A 19,968-nucleotide genomic window follows, 5' to 3' on the forward strand; every position below is an offset into this window, starting at 1 on the left:
CCTATTGCTAACCGCTACCAGCCGAGCTTATTTTTTGGTATCGTCGATCCACCAGTTCAGGAAGCCAAAGGTCTCCCCATATGGAATCATGGATACTGGTTTAAACTCATCCTTATACTTGACGCGAGAAGTCATGCCTCGTGGCGTTCCGTACTGATACATGAATACGTATGGCAGGTTCGTCGAGATTTCTTTTCCGACTTCTTTATAGATCGCTGCGCGCTCCTCTTGTTTAACTGTGGATACAGCTTTTTCCCAGAGCGCATCCAGCTTCGGATTGTCGTACCAGCCAGCGTTGTTGCCAGGAGGGAATGCCTTTTTCCCGAAAGTAGAAATGCCATCCGGGTCTGGATCAGACAATTGCCATCCGAGTAACAGAACCTGGAATTTACCAGGGTTGGCATACTGATCGACAAGAGCCGAGAAGTCTAATGCTTTTGGCTTCGCTTCAATTCCGACCTCTTTCAGGTTTTGTTGAATAACGACTGCTGCCTGTTCACGACGACTGTTCCCCGAGTTGAAAATGAATTCAAAGGAGAAACGATTGCCGTCTTTGGCAAGAATTCCATCTGCCCCGGCTACCCATCCGTCTTCTTTCAGCAATTGTTTTGCTTTCTCTGCACTATATTCGTAATGGACTGCTGCATCGCCCGGGTCTGCCCATGTACCTGGCAGGAACGGTGCATCCATAATTTTTCCGGTTCCTTTCAAGATATTATCGATAATACCTTGACGATTGATTGCGTGGGCAATGGCCTGACGCGTTTTTTGACCTTCAAACAACCCGTAGTTGTTCGGGAAGTTCTTCTTGTCGAAGTTGAAGGCAAAGTATTCATAGCTAGGACCTGGCTCCGTCGAAATGTTGATCGTTCCTTTCGCCTTCACCGCTTCGAGCTGCGTGACAGGAATGGAATCTACCAGGTCAACGTCGCCTTTCATAAGAGCCTGTACTTGTGTGTTTTGATCCGCATAGATTTTGTACACAACCTTTTGGATATGCGGCTTCTTTTCCCCCCAGTAATCTGGGTTAGCATCTAGCACATGGAATTCCTTTTGTTTCCACTCTGACCATTTGAACGGCCCGGAAGTTGGTGTCTTGGCTGGATCTTTTCCGTAAGAATGTGCTTGCAATTCTTTAAACGGTACGTCTTTCAACACGTGGGCTGGTGCCAACTGTTGCATTAATCCAAAAGCAAATGGAGCGTACAATTGAGTCAATTTGATTTCTACAGTGTAATCATCCAGTTTTTTCATTTCTTTGACTTTATCGTATTTCGTTATTCCTGGTGCGCCTGTCTCAGGAGCTTTGATTGCATTAATGGTATAAATCAAGTCATCAGCCGTGATTGGCGTTCCATCCGACCATTTCGCATTATTTTTCATCTTGATTGTGTAGGTTAATCCATCTTCGCTTACTTTTGGCAGCTCAGCTGCAAGGGACCAAGGGTAAACCGCTAAATCAAAAGACGGGTTCCGATTGTACAAATACGCTTGGGTGTACTCCATAACGTCGCCGGATGCCGTGTCATTTCCGAAAATCGGATTGATCGTGACGATGTCAGACGTGGTAGAATGCGTGAACGTTCCACCGTCTATTGGTTTCTCATCATCCGTACTGGTCGCCTGAGGAGCTACCTGCTCCACCGGTTTTTTTGCTGGTGCTGGTGTTGTAGTTCCTGGCGAAGCGTTGTTCCCGCTTGAGCAACCGACCAACAGCGCGCCGGTTAAAGAGAGCAACGCCAACGGCTTCAACCAACCTTTCCCTTTTTTCAAATCATTTCCCCCTCTTTCACATGTTTTCAAGCCTTTTCCATAATGGGCAATACATCCCAAGGCCTGTCTTTTTAATATTAAATAATTTTCTGTTATTTGAAAATATTTTCCCTTTAAAAGATTTGAAAAAATCAGATCATTTTATATTCCTTTATAAACCTTAATAATAAATCCCCCTTCCACTGAAGGGGGAGCGAGTCTGCCCTATACTGTTTGGAACTGCAACAGTTCACGTATGATGCTTAGCGCCTTGTCGATATCCGCTGTCTCAATACCGGAATGAGTGACCGCTCGAATTCTGCCGTGACCGAGCTCCGCTACGCGCACCCCATGTGCTTGCGCTGCTTCTATGAAGGTCTGCCACGTATGGACTGGGTGTTCAATCCGGAAGAACACAATATTGGTCTCTACATCTTCCACATGAGTCACGATTCCTGGAATCTCCGCCAGACCACGTGCTAAACGAAGAGCGTTTGCGTGATCAACTGCCAATCGATCCGTCATTTGCTGCAAGGCAACCAAACCTGGCGCTGCAATAATCCCTGCCTGACGCATACCGCCACCCAGCATTTTGCGCAGACGATACACTTTCTGAATAAAGTCTTCTGTTCCGACGACAAGGGAACCAATCGGTGCTGACAACCCTTTCGACAGACATATTTGCACGGAATCGGCATAACGCGCAATCTCTGCCGCATCCACGTCAAGAGCAACGGCGGCATTGAACAAGCGTGCACCGTCCATATGAACGGGCACAGCCTTTTCGTTTGCAAATGCGCGAACCTCTTCCAAATAAGACAGCGGAAGGACACGTCCCCCCATCCGGTTATGCGGGTTTTCCAGGCAGATCAAGGAAGGCAATGCGAATTGTGGATCTTCTGGCTCCAACGGAAATACCCGCGCCATATCCGCGATGTTCAACCTTCCATCTGGCTGTGTCGGAATCGGCTCGTACATAATGCCACCGCACACAGCCGCGCCACCCGCTTCATAGATGTAAATATCCGTCTCATTGCCTACGATTACTTTGGAACCGCGAGGACAATGCGCCATTAAGGATGCCAGATTGGCCATTGTTCCACTCGGCATGAGAATGGCTGCCTCTTTACCCAGCTTCCGGGCCGCTTCTTGCTCCAATTGGCGAACCGTAGGATCTTCTCCGTAGACATCGTCACCGAGTACCGCCTCTTGAATGGCTTCCATCATCTGATTTGTCGGCAAAGTGAATGTATCGCTTCTCAATTCTATCAACGGTTTCATACCCCACTCTCCAATTGCTGACCTACTTGTACACTCAGGCAGTCTTTCACCTGCTCGATCAACTCAGCGGTCTCACTGTAATGCTTGCCTTCCACGATGACATAGCCGAGACGATGCGAGAAATTTTGCGGAGGCTGGACGTTTTGTCCGATTTTCGCATGAATCGCCACTTCAGCAATCCCCGGCAGGTTGCGAACGGTATCCATTCCCTGTATCCCGCCATAGGTTCCCTGACGCTCAGACACGAGAAAATGAATGCCTGCATATTGTCGTTCTTCGACTGTTTGAGATAATTCAGGCGCAAGTCCAGCCGCACACCTGATTTGTTGCAAAAGCAGATCAATCCCTGTTGAACGGCGAACCAACTCTGGAATCATTCCACCAGCAAGCCTTGCGTTTACTTCGATGACAACACAACCTGCTGATGTCCACTTCACTTCTGTATGGGCAGCACCGAACTGGTAGTTCACCGCCTCTAACGCCCTTTCCACCGTTCGCTCGATCTCCTGTTTCTCTTCTGCCGACAACGGTGCAGGGAAAATATGTCCTGCTTCCACGAAAAATGGGTATCCCGTTAACCGTTTCTGGGTAATGCCGATGACAAAGCATTGCCCTTGCCACGAGAACGTCTCCACGCTAAATTCAGGGCCCTCGACATACTGCTCGAGAAGCACTGTCCGAGCTGTTTGCTGACCGCGCGCATTGTACTTGATCGCAAGGATTTCCTTTGCCATATGCTCCACTTCATCCCAGCTAAAGCACAGGCGCACGTTATTCGACCCGCTATCGTCAGCAGGCTTCACCACGCAGGGCAGAGAAATGCAAGAGCGTGCTTCCGTCAATGCCTCCATAGAGTTTATTGCCAAAAATTTAGGCTGAGACACTTGATACCCCTGAAGCTTCTCGCGAAATATCGCTTTATTACGGCAGGCTTCAATCGCCTCCAGCGAATTGCCTGTCCAACCGAATTTCCGGGCCAGCTTGGCAACCGCCTCGAGGTAATAGTCGCTTGTCGACATGATTCCGGCTATCTCTCTGCCTTCCTTAATTACTTGTGCTACACTGTCAGTCAGCTCTGCTTGGGAATTCGTGTCGGTCACGACTACGTGACATTCCAACTCATTCAAGCCGTGGTAACGTTCAGGCTTCTCTGTGAAAAATACGGGCGTAAACCCCAATTCGCGCGCTTTTTTAATAGCGAGCATACCTGTCCCCGTCGTATTCGCTTCAACGAACAGAAAGTGTTTGTTCATTCGGATACATCCCCATCAATTTGGAATAGGACCAGCTAGTCACGACTGTCTTTGGTTCCACACATTGTGGCGTGTCTCGCAGGTTCGTTTGCATCAGACCCTTGCTCTCCCGGTAGGAGTGGCTATAGATCGTATCGACATACCGATCCCCTCGATCCGGCAATATGGCCACGATATTGCACTCACTCCCGACCTGGCTCGCTAACCAGTTGGCTACGGCGTATACGGAGCCCGAGCTGTTGCCAGCAAAAATATGCTCATTACGGGCCAACCGCAGTGTAGCCGCAAATGCCTCAGCATCGTTCAACCAATGCACTTCATCGATCATGGAAAAATCTACGTTCTTTGCGATCAAACTGTTTCCCAAGCCACCTTGCAGACGTGTCGGCTGATCGGGTTGTCCGAATATCACACTCCCCGCTGCATCCACCGCCACGACGCGCAGCTCCTTATTATGATGCTTCAGTTCTCTGGCGGTCCCGGACAAGGAACCCCCACTGCCGACTGCACCAACGAGTACATCAATTCGATTGAGGTCCTGCATCAGCTCGGATGCCAGCGCAGCATATGCACGCGGATTTTCCGGATTATCGTATTGTCGAGGCCAGAACGCTCCTGGATACTCCCTCATTAACTCTTGGAGTCGCTCCAGTCTGGCGCTTTGCCACCCTTGTTTTCCCATCTGCGAAACTACGTGAACATGGCAGCCAAGCGAGGTCAGCTTGGCATACGTAATCGGGTCAATTCTCGGATCAGTCACGATGTGTACGTCGTGCCCCAACTGACGCCCAACCAAGGCCAACCCGCAAGCCAACGTTCCTGACGAGCTCTCGATAATCGGCATGCCCTCCTGAAGTTCTCCTGACTCTATCGCTGCCAAAATCGACTGCTTGGCCACACGATCCTTCATGCCGAACGGATTCATTAACTCAAGCTTTGCAAATACGGAGCCCACCGCCCTATCATCAAGTCTCAGCTTGACCAGAGGAGTATCCCCGATTGAATCTGCCAGCTGTTCATACCGCATCTACGCTCACATCCTTCCCTTGCTTGCCAGAAAGAAGCCTCTTCATTACCCTCTCCCGCCTTTCTTCGATCGCCTGCAATTGCCCTTGTCGATCTTGCCACTCCCGTTGCAGCTTTTCTGCATGCTCCCTCTGTGCTGTCAGCATCTGCTGTACTTCCTCCGGGTTCGTGGAGCCCGTTGATTTTTTCGCGTACAAGCCCCCCTGCACATCGAAGGAAGCAGCGAGGAGTGAAGCCGTATCCGGCACTTGAAAGCCTGCTTCCGCGCAAGCTTCATAGAGTAACCGTGGATCTCCCGGCTCCGGCGATACACCGTGTTCCAGCGCGCGAACGATGTACCTGCCTGCGATTACCTGAGCTGTTCGGTACGGAATCTCATGCTCCAAGGTCAGCAAATTCGCAAGAGTAAATCCTCCAAAAAAGTCTCGTTTACATATATGGAGCAAACGATCCTCATTGAATTGCAGATGATCGATCACCGCTTTTAACAGGCGCAAGAGCGTTTTGGTTTGTTGAAACAACGACAGAAGATGAGTGCCTGCCTCTTTAGACGTCTCTACCAAATTCGTGAAGGCTGTATTGCGCTGAGCTAGCACCATATCCATATAAAATCCGGTTAGATGCGCACTCTTCCCCCGGATACGCTCCAGGATCGGGAAGTTTCTTTTCTGTGGCATGGCAGAAGATATGCCTGATAGCTCATCCGGCAATTGGAGGAAGTTCATCTCGCTGCTGCCCCATTGAATCAAATCTGTTGTAAACCGGGAGATCAACACTGAGAAGGTGGACAGCTCTCCTGCCATTCTCAAAACCCATTCCCGAGACGCGACCGCCGACAACGCACTCATTCGAGGCTGTCGAAACCCAAGCAGCTTGGACAACCGTTGACGATCCCACGGCAGTTCTACCCCAGCCATGGCCCCTGCCCCAAGTGGGCACTGATTCATGTCGTCATAGATTTGTATCCATCGATTCATGGCTTGCAAAAATTCGTTGTTAATAGAGGAAAGATAGAATCCAGGGGTAATCAATTGTGCGGATTGGTAGTGGGTATATCCTGGCATGGGAACCGAACGATATTGAACAGCCAGTTTATCCATCGATTGAATAAGCTGTCCCAATTCTCCTGTCGTCGCCAGCCATTGCGCACGACCAAACATTACCTGTGCGCACGCTTGGACATCATTGCGGCTGCGATCCATATGCCAACACGGTACCGGTCTCGGGAGCAACCCTTCAATATAACGCTCGAGGGCAAAAGAGATATCGGACATGTTCTGTCCGGGGTCAGGAGCGATTGTTTCGGGTGTAGCGGCCTGAAGTGCCTGTGCGATAGGCAAAGCGTCTTGTCGTGTAATCAAGCCCATCCTGACGTATTCCAACAGCATAGCGAATTCAATTTGAATATACCCAGGCAGCAAATGATCGACTTCATACTTGAACTGTGGTTCCAATACTTCATCATGCAAGAGGCGGCTTGGTGTCGAAGCTATACGGCCCGTTAATTTTACACTCATGCAAAAATACACCTCGCTTCCGACTGAGTAACGATTCAACCAGGAGTTGCACTAAAGAGAGATTCCTCCTGATTTTTGTTCCACATATTCGTAGCTTTGTTCTTTTTTCATTCTCAAGTGTGGATTCATCAACATGAGAACCACAATAAGAAGTCCCGCTCCGCCAATAATTCCAAATATCGTAAAGATGGAAACAAGACCAGTAGTCAGACCTACCAGAAAGACCGAAACAGGCATTGCGCACTGAACCATTACACTAATCAAGCTCGATGCTCTTCCCAAGACTTCTTTGGGCACCATCAAGGTGATCAACGTGCCCATTTTGATATTCACAAATGCAGAGCCTATTCCATTCACAAATACACAAATAACTTGCCAAACAAGCGGAATGCCAAACGCAAACACTCCGATTCCGATACTAAACAGACTAATGCCACAGCAAATGTAAATAATCGCATCATATCGATTCAAATAATTAATACATAGCGACCCAAGCATAATCCCGATAAAAAAGCTGATCTCGAGCATGGCCAATTCGGTAACATTGGTTACAACCAGTGGCAGCAAGATCGTTTCTGGAGCCGTCAAAAAATTGAGGATGGTAAAATAAATCATGCAGTTTCGCAAAAAATCATGCTTCGTAATCGCATGGATTCCATCCTTCAAATCCGTCATGATCATCTTGGCTGTAAACTCACTGACAGTAGAAACGACAAGCTCCCTCTCGTTAATCCATAAAATAATCAGTGCACCTAACAAATAGGTGACGACATTCAAAATAAAAGCATACTCCATCCCAAACGCGATCAACCCCGCTGCCAATGCAGGAGCCGCTAAGCTGACAATCGTTTGAATCATCTGCGATAAACTTTGGGCTTGCGTCATATGTTGTTCGGGAACCAGCGTCCGTATTGCTACCGTGAGTGCTGGCCGAAAGAAGGCACTGACTGTGGTCAGCAAAACGGCGATGATGATCAGTGCAGCAGGATGTAGCCTATCAAACAAAAACAACAGGACGATGCATAAAATGAGCGCAGCTCTCAATAAATGCGAGACGACCATGATCCTCTTTTTATTTCCCCGGTCAACAAAAACGCCCGCGAATAATCCGAATAGGATCAATGGAATGGTTTCCGCTGCCAATAAAACTGACATTAACAAAGGACTTTCCGTCAAAACCTTCATTAGCCAAATAAGCGCTAATCGATACACGCCATCTCCCATATTCGAGACAAATTGCGAAAAGATTAAATAGCGATAACTTTTCAAGCTCAGTAACGCCCGAAAAGATACCTTTTCATTAACGCTTACTGGCTGTTCCATCTCGATAATCCACTCCCAGTACGAACAGAATCAAATTTGGGGGGAAGATGACTTCCGTGCATGCCAGAAGCCATCTCTTGAATCTGCTCCTCTACGTGTGATACAAATGCACTTCTTTATTCAATTCACTTAAGCATCTATACCCTAGTTCGAGCTTTTGATAGAAGTCAGGTCCTTCTTTCAACAATAAAATGCCGAGGCTGGTCCCACTATGCGCCACAACCGTACCTAACCCTCCAATTTTCTCGTTGATCTCCATGACTTCCGGCAACAGTTTCTTGGGTAGAATTTTTTGATTCAAGATCGCACTTCTGGACGACACGGCACCTATCGTGTGGACATCTCTTTCTCTGATCGCTTTCGTGATTTTTTGTAACAACACGCTGTACTCTATCTTTTCTTCTTCGGTATATGGCTTCGTTCGTTTATTGAACTCAACCGTATCGATGGTTCCTCCCTCATCAATACTTAGAATGCATAATGCCGGCAGTTCCCCGATGTACTCTCGCAATCTGACTTCTTTATGGTAGTAAGAAACGGAACCCTCATACATTACGCCATCCGTCGGCTCAATACTCAACAAAAACCACTCTAGTAAGGAAGGCTCGATGTTTATATGGAAGCAATTCCCAACAGCTCGGGAGGCAGCCACCAAATCTGCTGATGAGCTTGCCAAGCCTTTTCCAACCGGAAGTTCAGAGTTGATCTCCAAAATTCCACCTGCCGGCAATCCATAGTGCTGAATGATTTTTTCGACCAACCTTTTAGACTTTTGCTTGGAGCGTGGCACGACGACGATCTCCTGCAAGGTTGGAATCGAATAAAAAGTAGCGTAGGATGCATTTTTGATAGGCAAAGTAACCAGAAAATCCCGATTATTTTCTTCGAGAATCCCCTGCAGAAGTTCTCCAAAAGTACCGACAGATACACCGATTCCTACGTCATTCGTATTAGGAAAACGACTAATGGAACTAGTCTTTATCATGCTCATAGCGGCCCCCCGTTTACACGAATATGATATGGTGCTGATTTACATGATGATCACTTCCGCAGGACGATAGCGTTTCATGAAGTAATCGAAAAATTCAATTTTGTTGAATTGACTTTTATTTGTACTAACAAAGACTCCCATTTGTTTTTCTGGCAGGAACCACATAAATGAGTGAAAGCCTATGACCTCGCCTGCCTTCGCCAAAACATTCTCATGCACGTATTCCGGATGGAATTTTACTGTAAATCCATACCCTGTAGACGTCCCTTTTGGATGAGGGACTGACTTACTGGAGAACATTTTTTCTATCGAAGCTGCCTCTAAAATGTTTTCTTTGCCATCAGCACCTCCACTTAAGAGAGCCAGCATCAATGTAGCGATATCATTCCCCGTGGAGAGCATGCTGCCGTCTGGTGAGATTGCAGGGCTAAAATCGTACTTTTGCACCGCCTGATTTTCCTGATCATAGCCTGTTGCCATTTTCGCCTCTAATTCGGGTTGTAGTAGAAAACTGCTGTTTGTCATTTCGAGAGGCGCAAAGAAATTCTCACTCGCATAGCGATCAAAGGAAACGCCCGTAACTCTTTCCACAAGATAGCCCGCCAGCATAAAGGCAAAATTCTCGTTCCCAAAATGTTCGCCAGGTTTGTCTACCACGGTTGGCATATAACGGTGAATATACTCTCGTAACGTTAGGGAGTCACGCCCGCCAAAATTATAGCTTTGGTCATTTCCCGCATCTGGCGAGTCAAACCCTGTTGTGTAGCTGAGTAAATGTTCTACCGTTAGTGGTCCCTCCACTCTTCTCGGTATTTCAATATCGAGGTATTGCTGAACATCCTCGTTCCAGCCAATCAGCCCTTGCTCCACTAGCTTCATAATGGCAGCGACTGTTACGAGTTTGGAAATCGAACCTACCCTGACTACGGTATCATCTGCACTCATGGGCACTTTCTCTGATAGATTGGCGTAACCGTAAGCTTTCTTTACTTTTACTTGACCGTGTTGGACTACCACCGCAATTACACCAGGAAGATCATTCATCGTAGAAGAGTCGAAAAATCCGTCTACCACTGCTTCGAAATCTACCCATTCTCCAGCAATTTCGTGGTCAGGACTGTTGCGCAATTTCAGCATGCAGTGCTGGATGACTTCCCTTAGACTATCCTGGAGGCATGCAGTAAGTCGTTCGATGGTTTCCGTCTTATACTGTGCCTCACTGTAAGCGACCATAAAGTGAAAGCTTCCATTCAACACTATGCACTCAATGTCAATCTTGCATTCCCGAGACTGCTCCTGACTCATGGAATCTCCGCCTGAGAATGTGGACAATTGAATGTCGTCATCCTTTTCTTTCCGATCCATATCAAATTGTCCCAAATAATTAAAACTGACATCAGGTTTTACATTCAAGGTGGTACTTGGTAATTTTGCAGACAAATATTTCAAAACGCCGTAGTGAATCCCTTTATGCGGTATTCGTCGTATATCTTTTTTGATTTTCGGAATGATAGCTGACGGATTCATTTCGTTCCCGACGTCTACCATTACTGGATATTCACTCGTGAACCATCCCACTGTGCGGTTAATGTTCAGATCTGGCAGAATCGATTCCCTGCCATGCCCTTCCATATTCAAGGTGACGCTATCGATATTTGCCCATTTTTTGAAGGCCATTCCAATAGCAGCCAACAATAGTTCATCGATTTCCGTCTGATAGGCACGATTGGCTTGTTTTAGCAACTCCTCAGTTTGCTGCTGATCCATCGTGACCGTTTTGGTCCTGGTTGTTTTCCGAAGCGGTTTTTGCTCATCGTAATCCGTTGGCAACGTTTGAGCATCCCTCTCCTCGATTCGATTCCAATATTCACGCTCTTGTTCGAGTCTTTCGCTATTGGCATACTCGTTCAATTGTTGCGCCCACAATTGGAAGGAATCACTTTTTAAAGGCAAACGAATCTCTTCGTTACGAAGGAGCTGCCCATAAGCTGTTTTGAAATCATCGATTAAAATGCGCCATGATACCCCGTCTACGACTAAATGGTGAATAGCAATCAGCAAGTGATCGCCATCCGGGCATCGGAATAACCCCAGCCTCATTAATGGGCCATCAAAAATGTGAAGCCTCGATTGAATTTCACTGCATTTCAAGTCCATCGCTTGTTCGATCTCAGACCCGTTCTTGTTTTGATAGTCCCAAATCTCCAGACTATACATGCCGCTAGTGTTGACGCCTCGATTGTAAGCTTCATAGCCGGTATTGGTCTCGCGGAAAATCATTCGCAGTGCATCATGGTGCTGTACGAGCTTATCGATGACTTTGCGAACCATCCCCTCGTCAAACCGCTCTTTGCGGTACAATACAAAAGATTGGTTATAGTGATGGAGATGCTGACTGTGTTCTTGCATCAACCAATGCTGAATCGGTGTCAGTGGTACAACGCCTTCCATATCCTTCTGGTCAATTTTCCGATTCATTGGTTTCAGTTTTGTACTCAGTTCTGCGATCGTTGGATATTTGAAAAGATCCCGAATTTCCATCTTGTATCCCAAAGCTGCTAATTGCGAGGATACTTGAATGGATTTGATAGAGTCGCCACCGAGCTCAAAGAAATGATCCAAGGTCCCAATCTTTTTCTCATGTAAAACGTCTTGCCACACAGCTACCAGTATCTTCTCGGTGTCCGTTTTGGGCTCCACATATTCCATTTCACTCTGCAAGACGATGTTGATATCCACTAGCGCTTTTCGATCAATCTTTCCATTCGGCGTTACTGGTATTTCCTCTAGCTGAACAAAATGGGATGGGACCATAAATGCCGGTAACGACTTCCGCAACGATTCTCTCAATACGTTCGATTCCACCGAATTTGCCGCTACATAAAATGCAACCAGCCTTTTTTGACCGGATTCATCCACTCTGGCGATAACGACCGCGTCGCGAATATTGGCCATTTTTCGTAATTCCGCTTCGATTTCTTCCAGTTCGATTCGATTCCCACGTATTTTCACCTGATTATCCAATCGGCTTAAAAATTCAATATCTCCACTGGGGAGCCATCGAGCCATATCCCCTGTCTTATACATGTTTTCACCGATACAAAACGGATTGGGAACGAATCTTTCATTCGTCAACTCTGGCTGCTTGAAATATCCTTTTCCTACTCCCACTCCTCCAATATACAGTTCTCCTGGGACACCCACAGGCTGCACCTGAAGATTGGCGTCCAGAATGTACATCTTCACCCCTGGCAAAGGCTTGCCAATCGGCAATAATTTGTAATCTTGCTGGTCTACTCTTTCATAATAGGAGGAATCAATGGTAGCCTCCGTCACTCCATAGCTGTTCAAGATTCTCATGGTGCTTCCGTATCGATCGACAAGCTTGTGAAAGGCATGTAATGGGCATTGATCCGAACCAAGAATCAATATTTTCATAAAGTCTATGTTGAGCCCATTTTCATTGAGATAGTCCATGAAAGGAAGCACCAGGACAGGGGTCGATTCAAACAGATTAATCTCATGCTTTTCCATCAGGTGGTAAAGGCGCTCCAAATCCACTCTCGCATCCTTTGGACAAATAACCAGCTTCCCACCGTTTAACAGACATCTTATATAATCACCAGTAAACACATCAAAAGAAAAACTTGCCCATTGCAAACTCCTGACGGGGAATTCATCCAGCCTGTATTCTTGTTTCCATGCCTGCGCTAGCGAATGCAGCTGCCGGTGTTCAATCATGACTCCCTTTGGCGTTCCCGTAGTTCCTGATGTATAAATCACATAAGCAAGGTGATCAAGCTGAACAGGTAACCCCAGATTCGTATTCTCCTGATGATAGGACTCTTCATCGTCAAACATGATCATTTTTTTGTCAGCATTCACTTTATGGCGTACCGACTGATGCAGTAACAAAACGTCTGCTCCCGAATGCTCCAGCATGTACCGTATGCGTTCTTCGGGATAATCAGGGTCAATCGGGACGTAGGCTCCACCCGCTTTCACAATCGCCAAAACGCCAACGATCATCTCCATGGACCGTTCTGCGATGATCCCCACCAATTGATTTGCACGGACGCCCTCAGCTACCAATGTCCTCGCGAGCTGATTCACCCGTTTATTCAGTTCTGAATAAGACAGTTCTTGCTCTTCAAAAGCGAGAGCAATTCGATCCGGGTTTTTCTCCACTTGTTCTTCGAATAGCTCGATGATCGTTTTATGCTCATCCCCATTGGTAAAAAGAACTTCCTTATAAGCTGAAATCATTGCCTGTTTTTCTTCCACTGACAATAATTCGATATGTTTGAAATGAATATCTGGTTGATTGGCTACCTGTTCGATGATGTTGCCCAAATATCCGAGCATCCGCTGAACCGTTTCTGGCTTAAATAAATCCGTGCGATATTCGACAGTCAGACCAGCGCCATGTTCCAGATCCATGCATACGAGCGATAAATCAAAATTCGTCATGGAATTATAGGATTCAACGGCTGTCATTTCCAAACCGCTTATTATATTTTCCTCTTCTACCTTCTCTATATATTGGAACATAAAAGAAAAAATAGGATTGCGGCTGACATCTCTTTCCGGGTTAATTTTTTCGACCAATTTATCGAATGGATAGTCATGATGCATGTAAGACTCCAGTGCTTGCTGTCTCCAAACGTGCAACGCCTCGATAAAGGTATGCTCCTGATTGACTTCCAGTCTCAACGGGAGTGTGTTAATAAAAAATCCAATGACCTGCTCAATATCCATGTGATTCCGGCCGGCCTCTGGAGTACCGATGATGATATCCTGTTGATTGGTCAGCTTGGACAACCAAATGCTTATTGTTGATAAAATCACCATAAACATGGAGGCATCATGCTGCTGCGCAATCTCTCGCATCCGGCTAAACGTTTTTTCCGAAATCGGATAAGATTCTATTGCCGAAAAATACGTTTGTACAGGCTGACGCTGAAAATCCGTCGGCAAGTCCAATACGGGAATCTCTTTTTCGAACGTCTTCAGCCAATATGCTTCTGATTCTCCCAGCTCTCCATGATGAATCGAATGATTTTGCCAGACTGCGTAATCTTTATACTGGATGTTCAATTCCGGCAATACGGGCTCTATTCCTTGATGCACGGATTCGTAGATGGTGCCCAAATCCTTCATCAATATCCCCCATGACCATTGATCACTGATCATGTGATGCATGTTCATTAGCAATACGTATTTTTCTTCCGCAGCCTTGCATAACTTCACACGAAACAATGTATCCCTGTCAAAATCAAAGCTGGTTTCCGTCTCTTTTTGGATAATCAAATCAATCGCTTCTTGCTTCGCCGCTTCGGACTCCTTGGAAAGATCGACAAATGTATAGGTGAAGTCATTGCCCGGCAACACCTGTTGTACGGGACGCCCGTCTTTTAAAAGGAACTTTGTTCGCAACACTTCATGTCTTTTCACCAGCAACCCGAAGGCCTGATGCAGAATACGCTCCTTTAACGGTCCCGTAATATAATAGATCGTCGGCATATTATAAGCGGTGTTCTCAGGCTCTAGCTGCTGAATGAAAAACAGTCTCCTCTGCGCATGTGACACCGGGTAATACGCTTGCTCTGTTGCCTTGGGTATCGTTGATCGATCCTGTTGTGTATGGAGCTTACCTGTGGACAGCGTCGCCTCGGTATAAAACAGGGAGGATAATTCGCGAATGGTTCGATGCTCGAATAAGTCCTTGATGGTAACTTCTATGCCCATCTCTCTTTTCATGCGCAAGCGAACCTGAATGGTTTTCATAGAGTGCCCGCCAAGCTGGAAAAAGTCATCGTCGATCCCGATGTCCTCTACGTTTAGCACAGTACGCCAGATAGCTGCCAAGCTTCGTTCCAGCTCATTGCGCGGAGCAATGAATGCTCCCGGCTTCTTTTGAACCACGTCTGTCTCTGGCAATGCTTTTTTGTCTACTTTTCCGTTGCGATTCAGTGGCATCGCATCCAGAATGACGATTCGCTCTGGAATCATATACTCCGGCAAGAACGTTCCAAGATAGGCTTGCAGCTCCTGTTCACTCTGCTGTTCATGCATGACCACATAGCAAACAATTCGGTTCTGCCCATGTTCATCTTCTCGTGTTACCGCTACACACTGCCTCACCAGCGTGTGACGTAAAAGGGCGTTTTCTATCTCGCCAAGCTCGATGCGATATCCGCGTACTTTTACCTGAAAATCAGCACGCGTAACAAATACGAGTCTCCCATTTGGCAAATAACGTCCCAAATCGCCTGTCTTATATAACCGTTCTGTTCTGCCCCGCAAAAATGGATTTTCTGAAAAGGCTAGCTCCGTGCGTTCAGCATCATGGAGATACCCCCGCCCTACACCCGTTCCAGAAATGTAGATTTCCCCGACACAACCAACCGGAACGGGGCGCATCCATTTGTCCAGCACATAGTGCTTCATATTGGCGATCGAGCTTCCCAAGGCCACATAAGGATAATCATCATGCGCATACGAACGATCCATGATTTCATGCATCGTATCATCCGAACACTCCGTAGCTCCATACGTATTTACTACGATCACATCGGGATACAGGTCTTGCCACTTTCTGCACAGTGTTACTGGCAATCCCTCACCGGTCGAGATCATGTATTGCAATTGAGGCAAAGCATGCTGTTCCTGTGGAAGAGTCAGGGCAGCATTGTGCAATGCTTCAATCATCGCTGGTACCATCTGAATCACGGTGACACCGTCTCGATTCAAGGCTTGGAGCAATGCATCCGGATCAGCAGCCGTCTCGTTGTCGTAAATCACAAGCTTTCCACCTGCCATCAAGGGAGCGAGGAACTGCCACACCGATATATCAAAGCAATGGGAGGCATTCTGCACTACGATGCTGTCTGAATTCAGTCCAAGGACATCCATTTTGGCGTAAAGATGATTCAACATGCCGCTATGCTCGATCATTGCCCCTTTTGGCATACCCGTGGAGCCTGAGGTAAAAAAGACGTTTGCCAAATCAGCATGCGCATTGATGATGTCTGGATTCGATGTATCCGACGCTTGCAAAGAAGAGATGTCCGCGCTTGACCCGTCCCCTTTATTCAGGCAAAACACGACTGGCTTGTGCTCCACTCTGTCTGCCAAGGTCATGCTGCGCGATTGGAAACGCGACTCGGTCAGTAGGACCTTCGCCTTGCTGTTATCAACAATCGTAAGGAGCCGTTGGTCGGGATGAGCCGTATCAAGCGGGACATAGGCCCCTCCTGCTTTTAGCACAGCTAGAATGCCAATCAGCATGTCGATGCTTCTCTCTGCAAATAGGCAAGCAAGATCATTTCGGTCAAATCCTTGTATTCTGAGCCAATGCGCCAATCGGTTCGAACCCTCATTCAATTCCCGGTAGGTGATGGATTGCTTCCGATCGATAGCAGCAATAGCGTCAGGATTGCGCTTGACCTGCTCTTCTATCACTTGCTGGGCAAATTGCTCCATGCTGCGATTCGACTTCGCAAAATTGCCCATTACCTTTGTCATGAGCTCTTGTTCTTCATCCGTCACGATGTCCAGATCGCTGATGCTCTTGTCTACCTCTCGGCAAATCTGCTCGAGCATATGGATGTAATGGGACTGCAGTCGTTCCAGATCGCTCTTGGAAGACGCATTCTCATGGAACAAATGTATCTTCATCAGCTGCCCGACCGTTACAACTATCTCCACTCTTTGGAGACCACCGCGATAAATCATGGCAGATTCCTGATGATCTTCTGCACTATTCCGTATGGTTAGTGTCGTTCCAAATATAGGATCAGCTTCCCGCACACCTGCATAGTTACGGATCATGTCTAGTGTAGCCATATCATGTTGCTGTAGTTGTTCCCAGCTTTCCTGGACTTCCTTTACGACATCACGCACTTTTTGATTCGCATGCACGGTCAGGAAGACAGGCAAGCTATGAGCCAGTGGCCCAATAATGGTATTCGCCTCTTTCCATGTTTCGGGTCTGCCAGAGACGGTAACGCCTATGACCAGCCTGTCCTCGCCACTGTACATATTCTCCAAGAGGAACCAAGCCGCCTGAAAGATTGCCTCTATGGATACTCGCTGCTCGAATGCCATCCTTTTGATGGACGTGGTTAACGCTTCGGAAAGAACAGCGTCGCAACTGATCGGAAGACTTGCTTCCTTCTGTGCCCCTTGTACCGGAACAAACAGAGGCGCGCTTTCATAGCCCTCGAATTTCTTTGTCCAAAAGCTTTTGACTTTGGAGCCATCTTGGCTTGACTCCCAAGCAATGTACTCTTTGAATGAGGCCCGCTGGTCAACAGATGACTGAGTACCCCGTACCCGTTTCAGCCATTCCGCTACAAGTAGCTCACGACTGGCATCGTCCATACATAATGCATGATGGGTCCAGATAAGGACGGATTGATTGGCGTCCATCTGCAAAATCGATACCCGGATTAATGGCCCCTCCTCATACAAAATGGGCTCCTGATGGGATGCAAGCGTTGAGAGATATACTTGCTCTTGCTTTTCAGGAGATAATTCCCGTACATCCTGCCAATCAATCGGTAGGGGGAGCTCCTTCAATACGACTTGTACCTGTTTGTTTTTGAGCTGGCGGAAAACCGTTCGCATCACCGGCGTCTGGCTGACTAATTCCTTCCACGTTTCTTGAACGCTTTCCAGTTCGAGACGGTGCTCGATGAGATAGCGCATGGTTGTCATCTTGTCAGGGCGTAATAATTGCTTTTGCACCATGGAAAGCTCTATGACTTCTTGTACGTTCTCTTTTGTTAAATGCTTCAAGCCAGTGCACCTCTTTCGCTACAGAAATAATTGTTCAAAATCATCACTGGTCAGGAATTGACTGTTCAGATGACTGACAATCTCGCGGATTCTTTGATGCGGCTCGGCTGTCACATTTTCCAACAAGTATTCATATTGGGTGCAAATCCGTTGCACAGTCTCTCTCTTGAATACATTCGCATGATAGGTAATGGCACCATTTATGTGATCGATAGTTTCATGGATGCGGAATTGAAAATCAATCGTGGAGGGATAGTCGTTGTCACTCATTTCAAATAAGAGTTGGGGCTCATGAGGTATAGGAAAGGACACTTGATGATAATGGGCTTCTTTTAACTTGCTTTGTACTTGCAAAACCAAATCGCCAAATAGTGGATTGCCTGACAGATCCGCTCGTAAAAGCAAGGCGCTTGGGACATCCTCGCACTCGTCCCACCCCGCACGAAATGCCAAAGCCAAATCCTCCTTCTCGGTTTCTGCATACAAAAGTACGAGAAATGCGGTCATGAATATCGCATAGGAAGACGTACCCCAAGCTTCAACCAGTTGAGAGATCCCATTCTTCTGCAAGCATGGCCATTCAAACGTTTCTTGCTCGAACTTTATGGAGGCGGTAGAGAACGGGGTGACGTCCTCCGGCAATATCTTGAGGGAAGGCAAACCATATACAGGGATGGTTTCGCAATCATTTTTCAAAAGAGACAGACTGGTGCGTTCAAAGTCGGCAATCCATTTGGCAATGGTTTCTTCCTCCAAAATATCCGCATTGTATTCGAATCCTGCCAATATGTCATGATGGTTGTCCTTTTCAACGACCAAGCATAAATCATACTGGGATACATCTTTGCCAATCGGATAGGTGCTTACGGTAAGACCATTGCTATCAAACGTATTTTGGGCATTTCCCAGCATAATGGCTGCATTTTGCTTAATCGCTTTTTGATGGACGAAAGCCGTTGAAAAAAAGGACGCATATTTTTTATCGCGCTCATATTGCAACTCAGCTGCAATCAAAGAAATGGGATAGTTTTGATACTGTGAACATATAGACAACTCTTCATGTATTAGCTTGGCCAACTCACGAAGCGAGCTGTTCTTTGGAATTTTGATTCGCAGGGGAAGCATCACCATACACGGTCCCATGATCGTATGAAACTCTCTTTTCGGTCTGCCGTACCTCGGTACGCCAACAATGATGTCGTCTTGCCCAGCTATCCGATAAAGAAAAGCACTAAAAAGAGATAAATAAATGACATCTGTAGGGTATTGATTCTGTTTATGATAAGCAATCAACTCATCCCGGAGTTCGCGGGTAAACGTAAAGAATGATATCCCCCCTTTAAATGAAGGGGTACCAGGACGTTTTTTATCTGCTGGTACTTCTAACCTCTCAAGAGTCCCGCCCAATTTCTTTTTCCAAAAATCTCTCGCAGCTTCGCCTTCTTGGCTGTCTATGTAATTCTGTTCCCACTCCACAAAGTCTGCGTATTGGTGTATTTGTGGTTGCAACTCGTGATCATTGCCCGTTATCAGTAGTTGGTAGATCATCGTAAATTCATCGAGCGTGAGCGAGACACTCCACCCATCAAAGCAGATATGGTGAAACTTGAAGCTTAAAATACTGCCGCTTTCTTTATAATCCAGCAATCTGCAACTGAATAACGGCCCCTCTTCTAGCGTAAAAGGTTTGCTGAATTCCTGATGAAAATACTCTCTAATCCTCGTGTCGTCCCAGGTAGCGGAAGACACATGTTCAAAATCCAATACGGGCTCGCTATATACTTTTTGAATGGGCTCGTCTTCCAAAACAAAAATGGAACGATAGATTTCGTGGCGTTTCACGATCTCATAAAGAGCACGGATTGTAACCGATACATCCAATCGACTTTCGAATTGGAACAGATACTGCTCCTGATAATAAGGACTCATTGGATAGACCAAATCGTGTAGATAGTAATCTTTTTGAGCCTCAGACAGAGGGATGGTTTTGACAAAAGTTTTATCCATCATTCGTAATCTCCCC

General features: G+C 46.7%; 9 protein-coding genes. All 9 read right to left on the reverse strand.

The genetic code is table 11. From position 1 onward, the window contains the following. Positions 1 to 27: 27 nt before the first annotated feature. Entirely contained in the window at positions 28 to 1,773 is a 1,746-nt protein-coding gene (locus tag HP567_RS28625; RefSeq protein ID WP_173611106.1) for a peptide-binding protein, read from the reverse strand. Positions 1,774 to 1,977: 204 nt separating this feature from the next. Continuing rightward, positions 1,978 to 3,033, reverse strand: a complete 1,056-nt coding sequence (ltaE, locus tag HP567_RS28630; protein ID WP_173611105.1) for a low-specificity L-threonine aldolase — start codon at positions 3,031 to 3,033, stop codon at positions 1,978 to 1,980. Beyond that, positions 3,030 to 4,286: an ATP-grasp domain-containing protein gene (locus tag HP567_RS28635; RefSeq protein WP_173611104.1), complete on the reverse strand. Its 1,257-nt coding sequence runs from the start codon at positions 4,284 to 4,286 to the stop codon at positions 3,030 to 3,032. The genes ltaE and HP567_RS28635 overlap by 4 nt, the downstream gene beginning before the upstream one ends. Further along, on the reverse strand, positions 4,261 to 5,313 hold the full coding sequence (locus tag HP567_RS28640; protein ID WP_173611103.1) for a PLP-dependent cysteine synthase family protein: 1,053 nt from the start codon (positions 5,311 to 5,313) through the stop codon (positions 4,261 to 4,263). The genes HP567_RS28635 and HP567_RS28640 overlap by 26 nt, the downstream gene beginning before the upstream one ends. Then, positions 5,303 to 6,829: an argininosuccinate lyase gene (locus tag HP567_RS28645; protein ID WP_173611102.1), complete on the reverse strand. Its 1,527-nt coding sequence runs from the start codon at positions 6,827 to 6,829 to the stop codon at positions 5,303 to 5,305. The genes HP567_RS28640 and HP567_RS28645 overlap by 11 nt, the downstream gene beginning before the upstream one ends. A 51-nt stretch (positions 6,830 to 6,880) precedes the next feature. Continuing rightward, positions 6,881 to 8,152, reverse strand: coding sequence for an MFS transporter (locus tag HP567_RS28650; RefSeq protein WP_173611101.1), 1,272 nt, complete (start codon positions 8,150 to 8,152; stop codon positions 6,881 to 6,883). A gap of 91 nt (positions 8,153 to 8,243) precedes the next feature. Continuing rightward, a complete protein-coding gene (locus HP567_RS28655) occupies positions 8,244 to 9,143 on the reverse strand; it encodes a GHMP family kinase ATP-binding protein (RefSeq protein ID WP_173611100.1) in 900 nt (299 codons plus the stop codon). Positions 9,144 to 9,182: 39 nt separating this feature from the next. Beyond that, positions 9,183 to 17,945, reverse strand: coding sequence for a non-ribosomal peptide synthetase (locus tag HP567_RS28660; RefSeq protein WP_173611099.1), 8,763 nt, complete (start codon positions 17,943 to 17,945; stop codon positions 9,183 to 9,185). 18 nt (positions 17,946 to 17,963) lie between these two features. Continuing rightward, complete coding sequence (locus HP567_RS28665; RefSeq protein WP_173611098.1) at positions 17,964 to 19,955, reverse strand: condensation domain-containing protein; 1,992 nt, start codon at positions 19,953 to 19,955, stop codon at positions 17,964 to 17,966. Positions 19,956 to 19,968 lie beyond the last annotated feature (13 nt).

It is taken from the genome of Brevibacillus sp. M2.1A (assembly GCF_013284355.2).
Lineage (GTDB): Bacteria > Bacillota > Bacilli > Brevibacillales > Brevibacillaceae > Brevibacillus.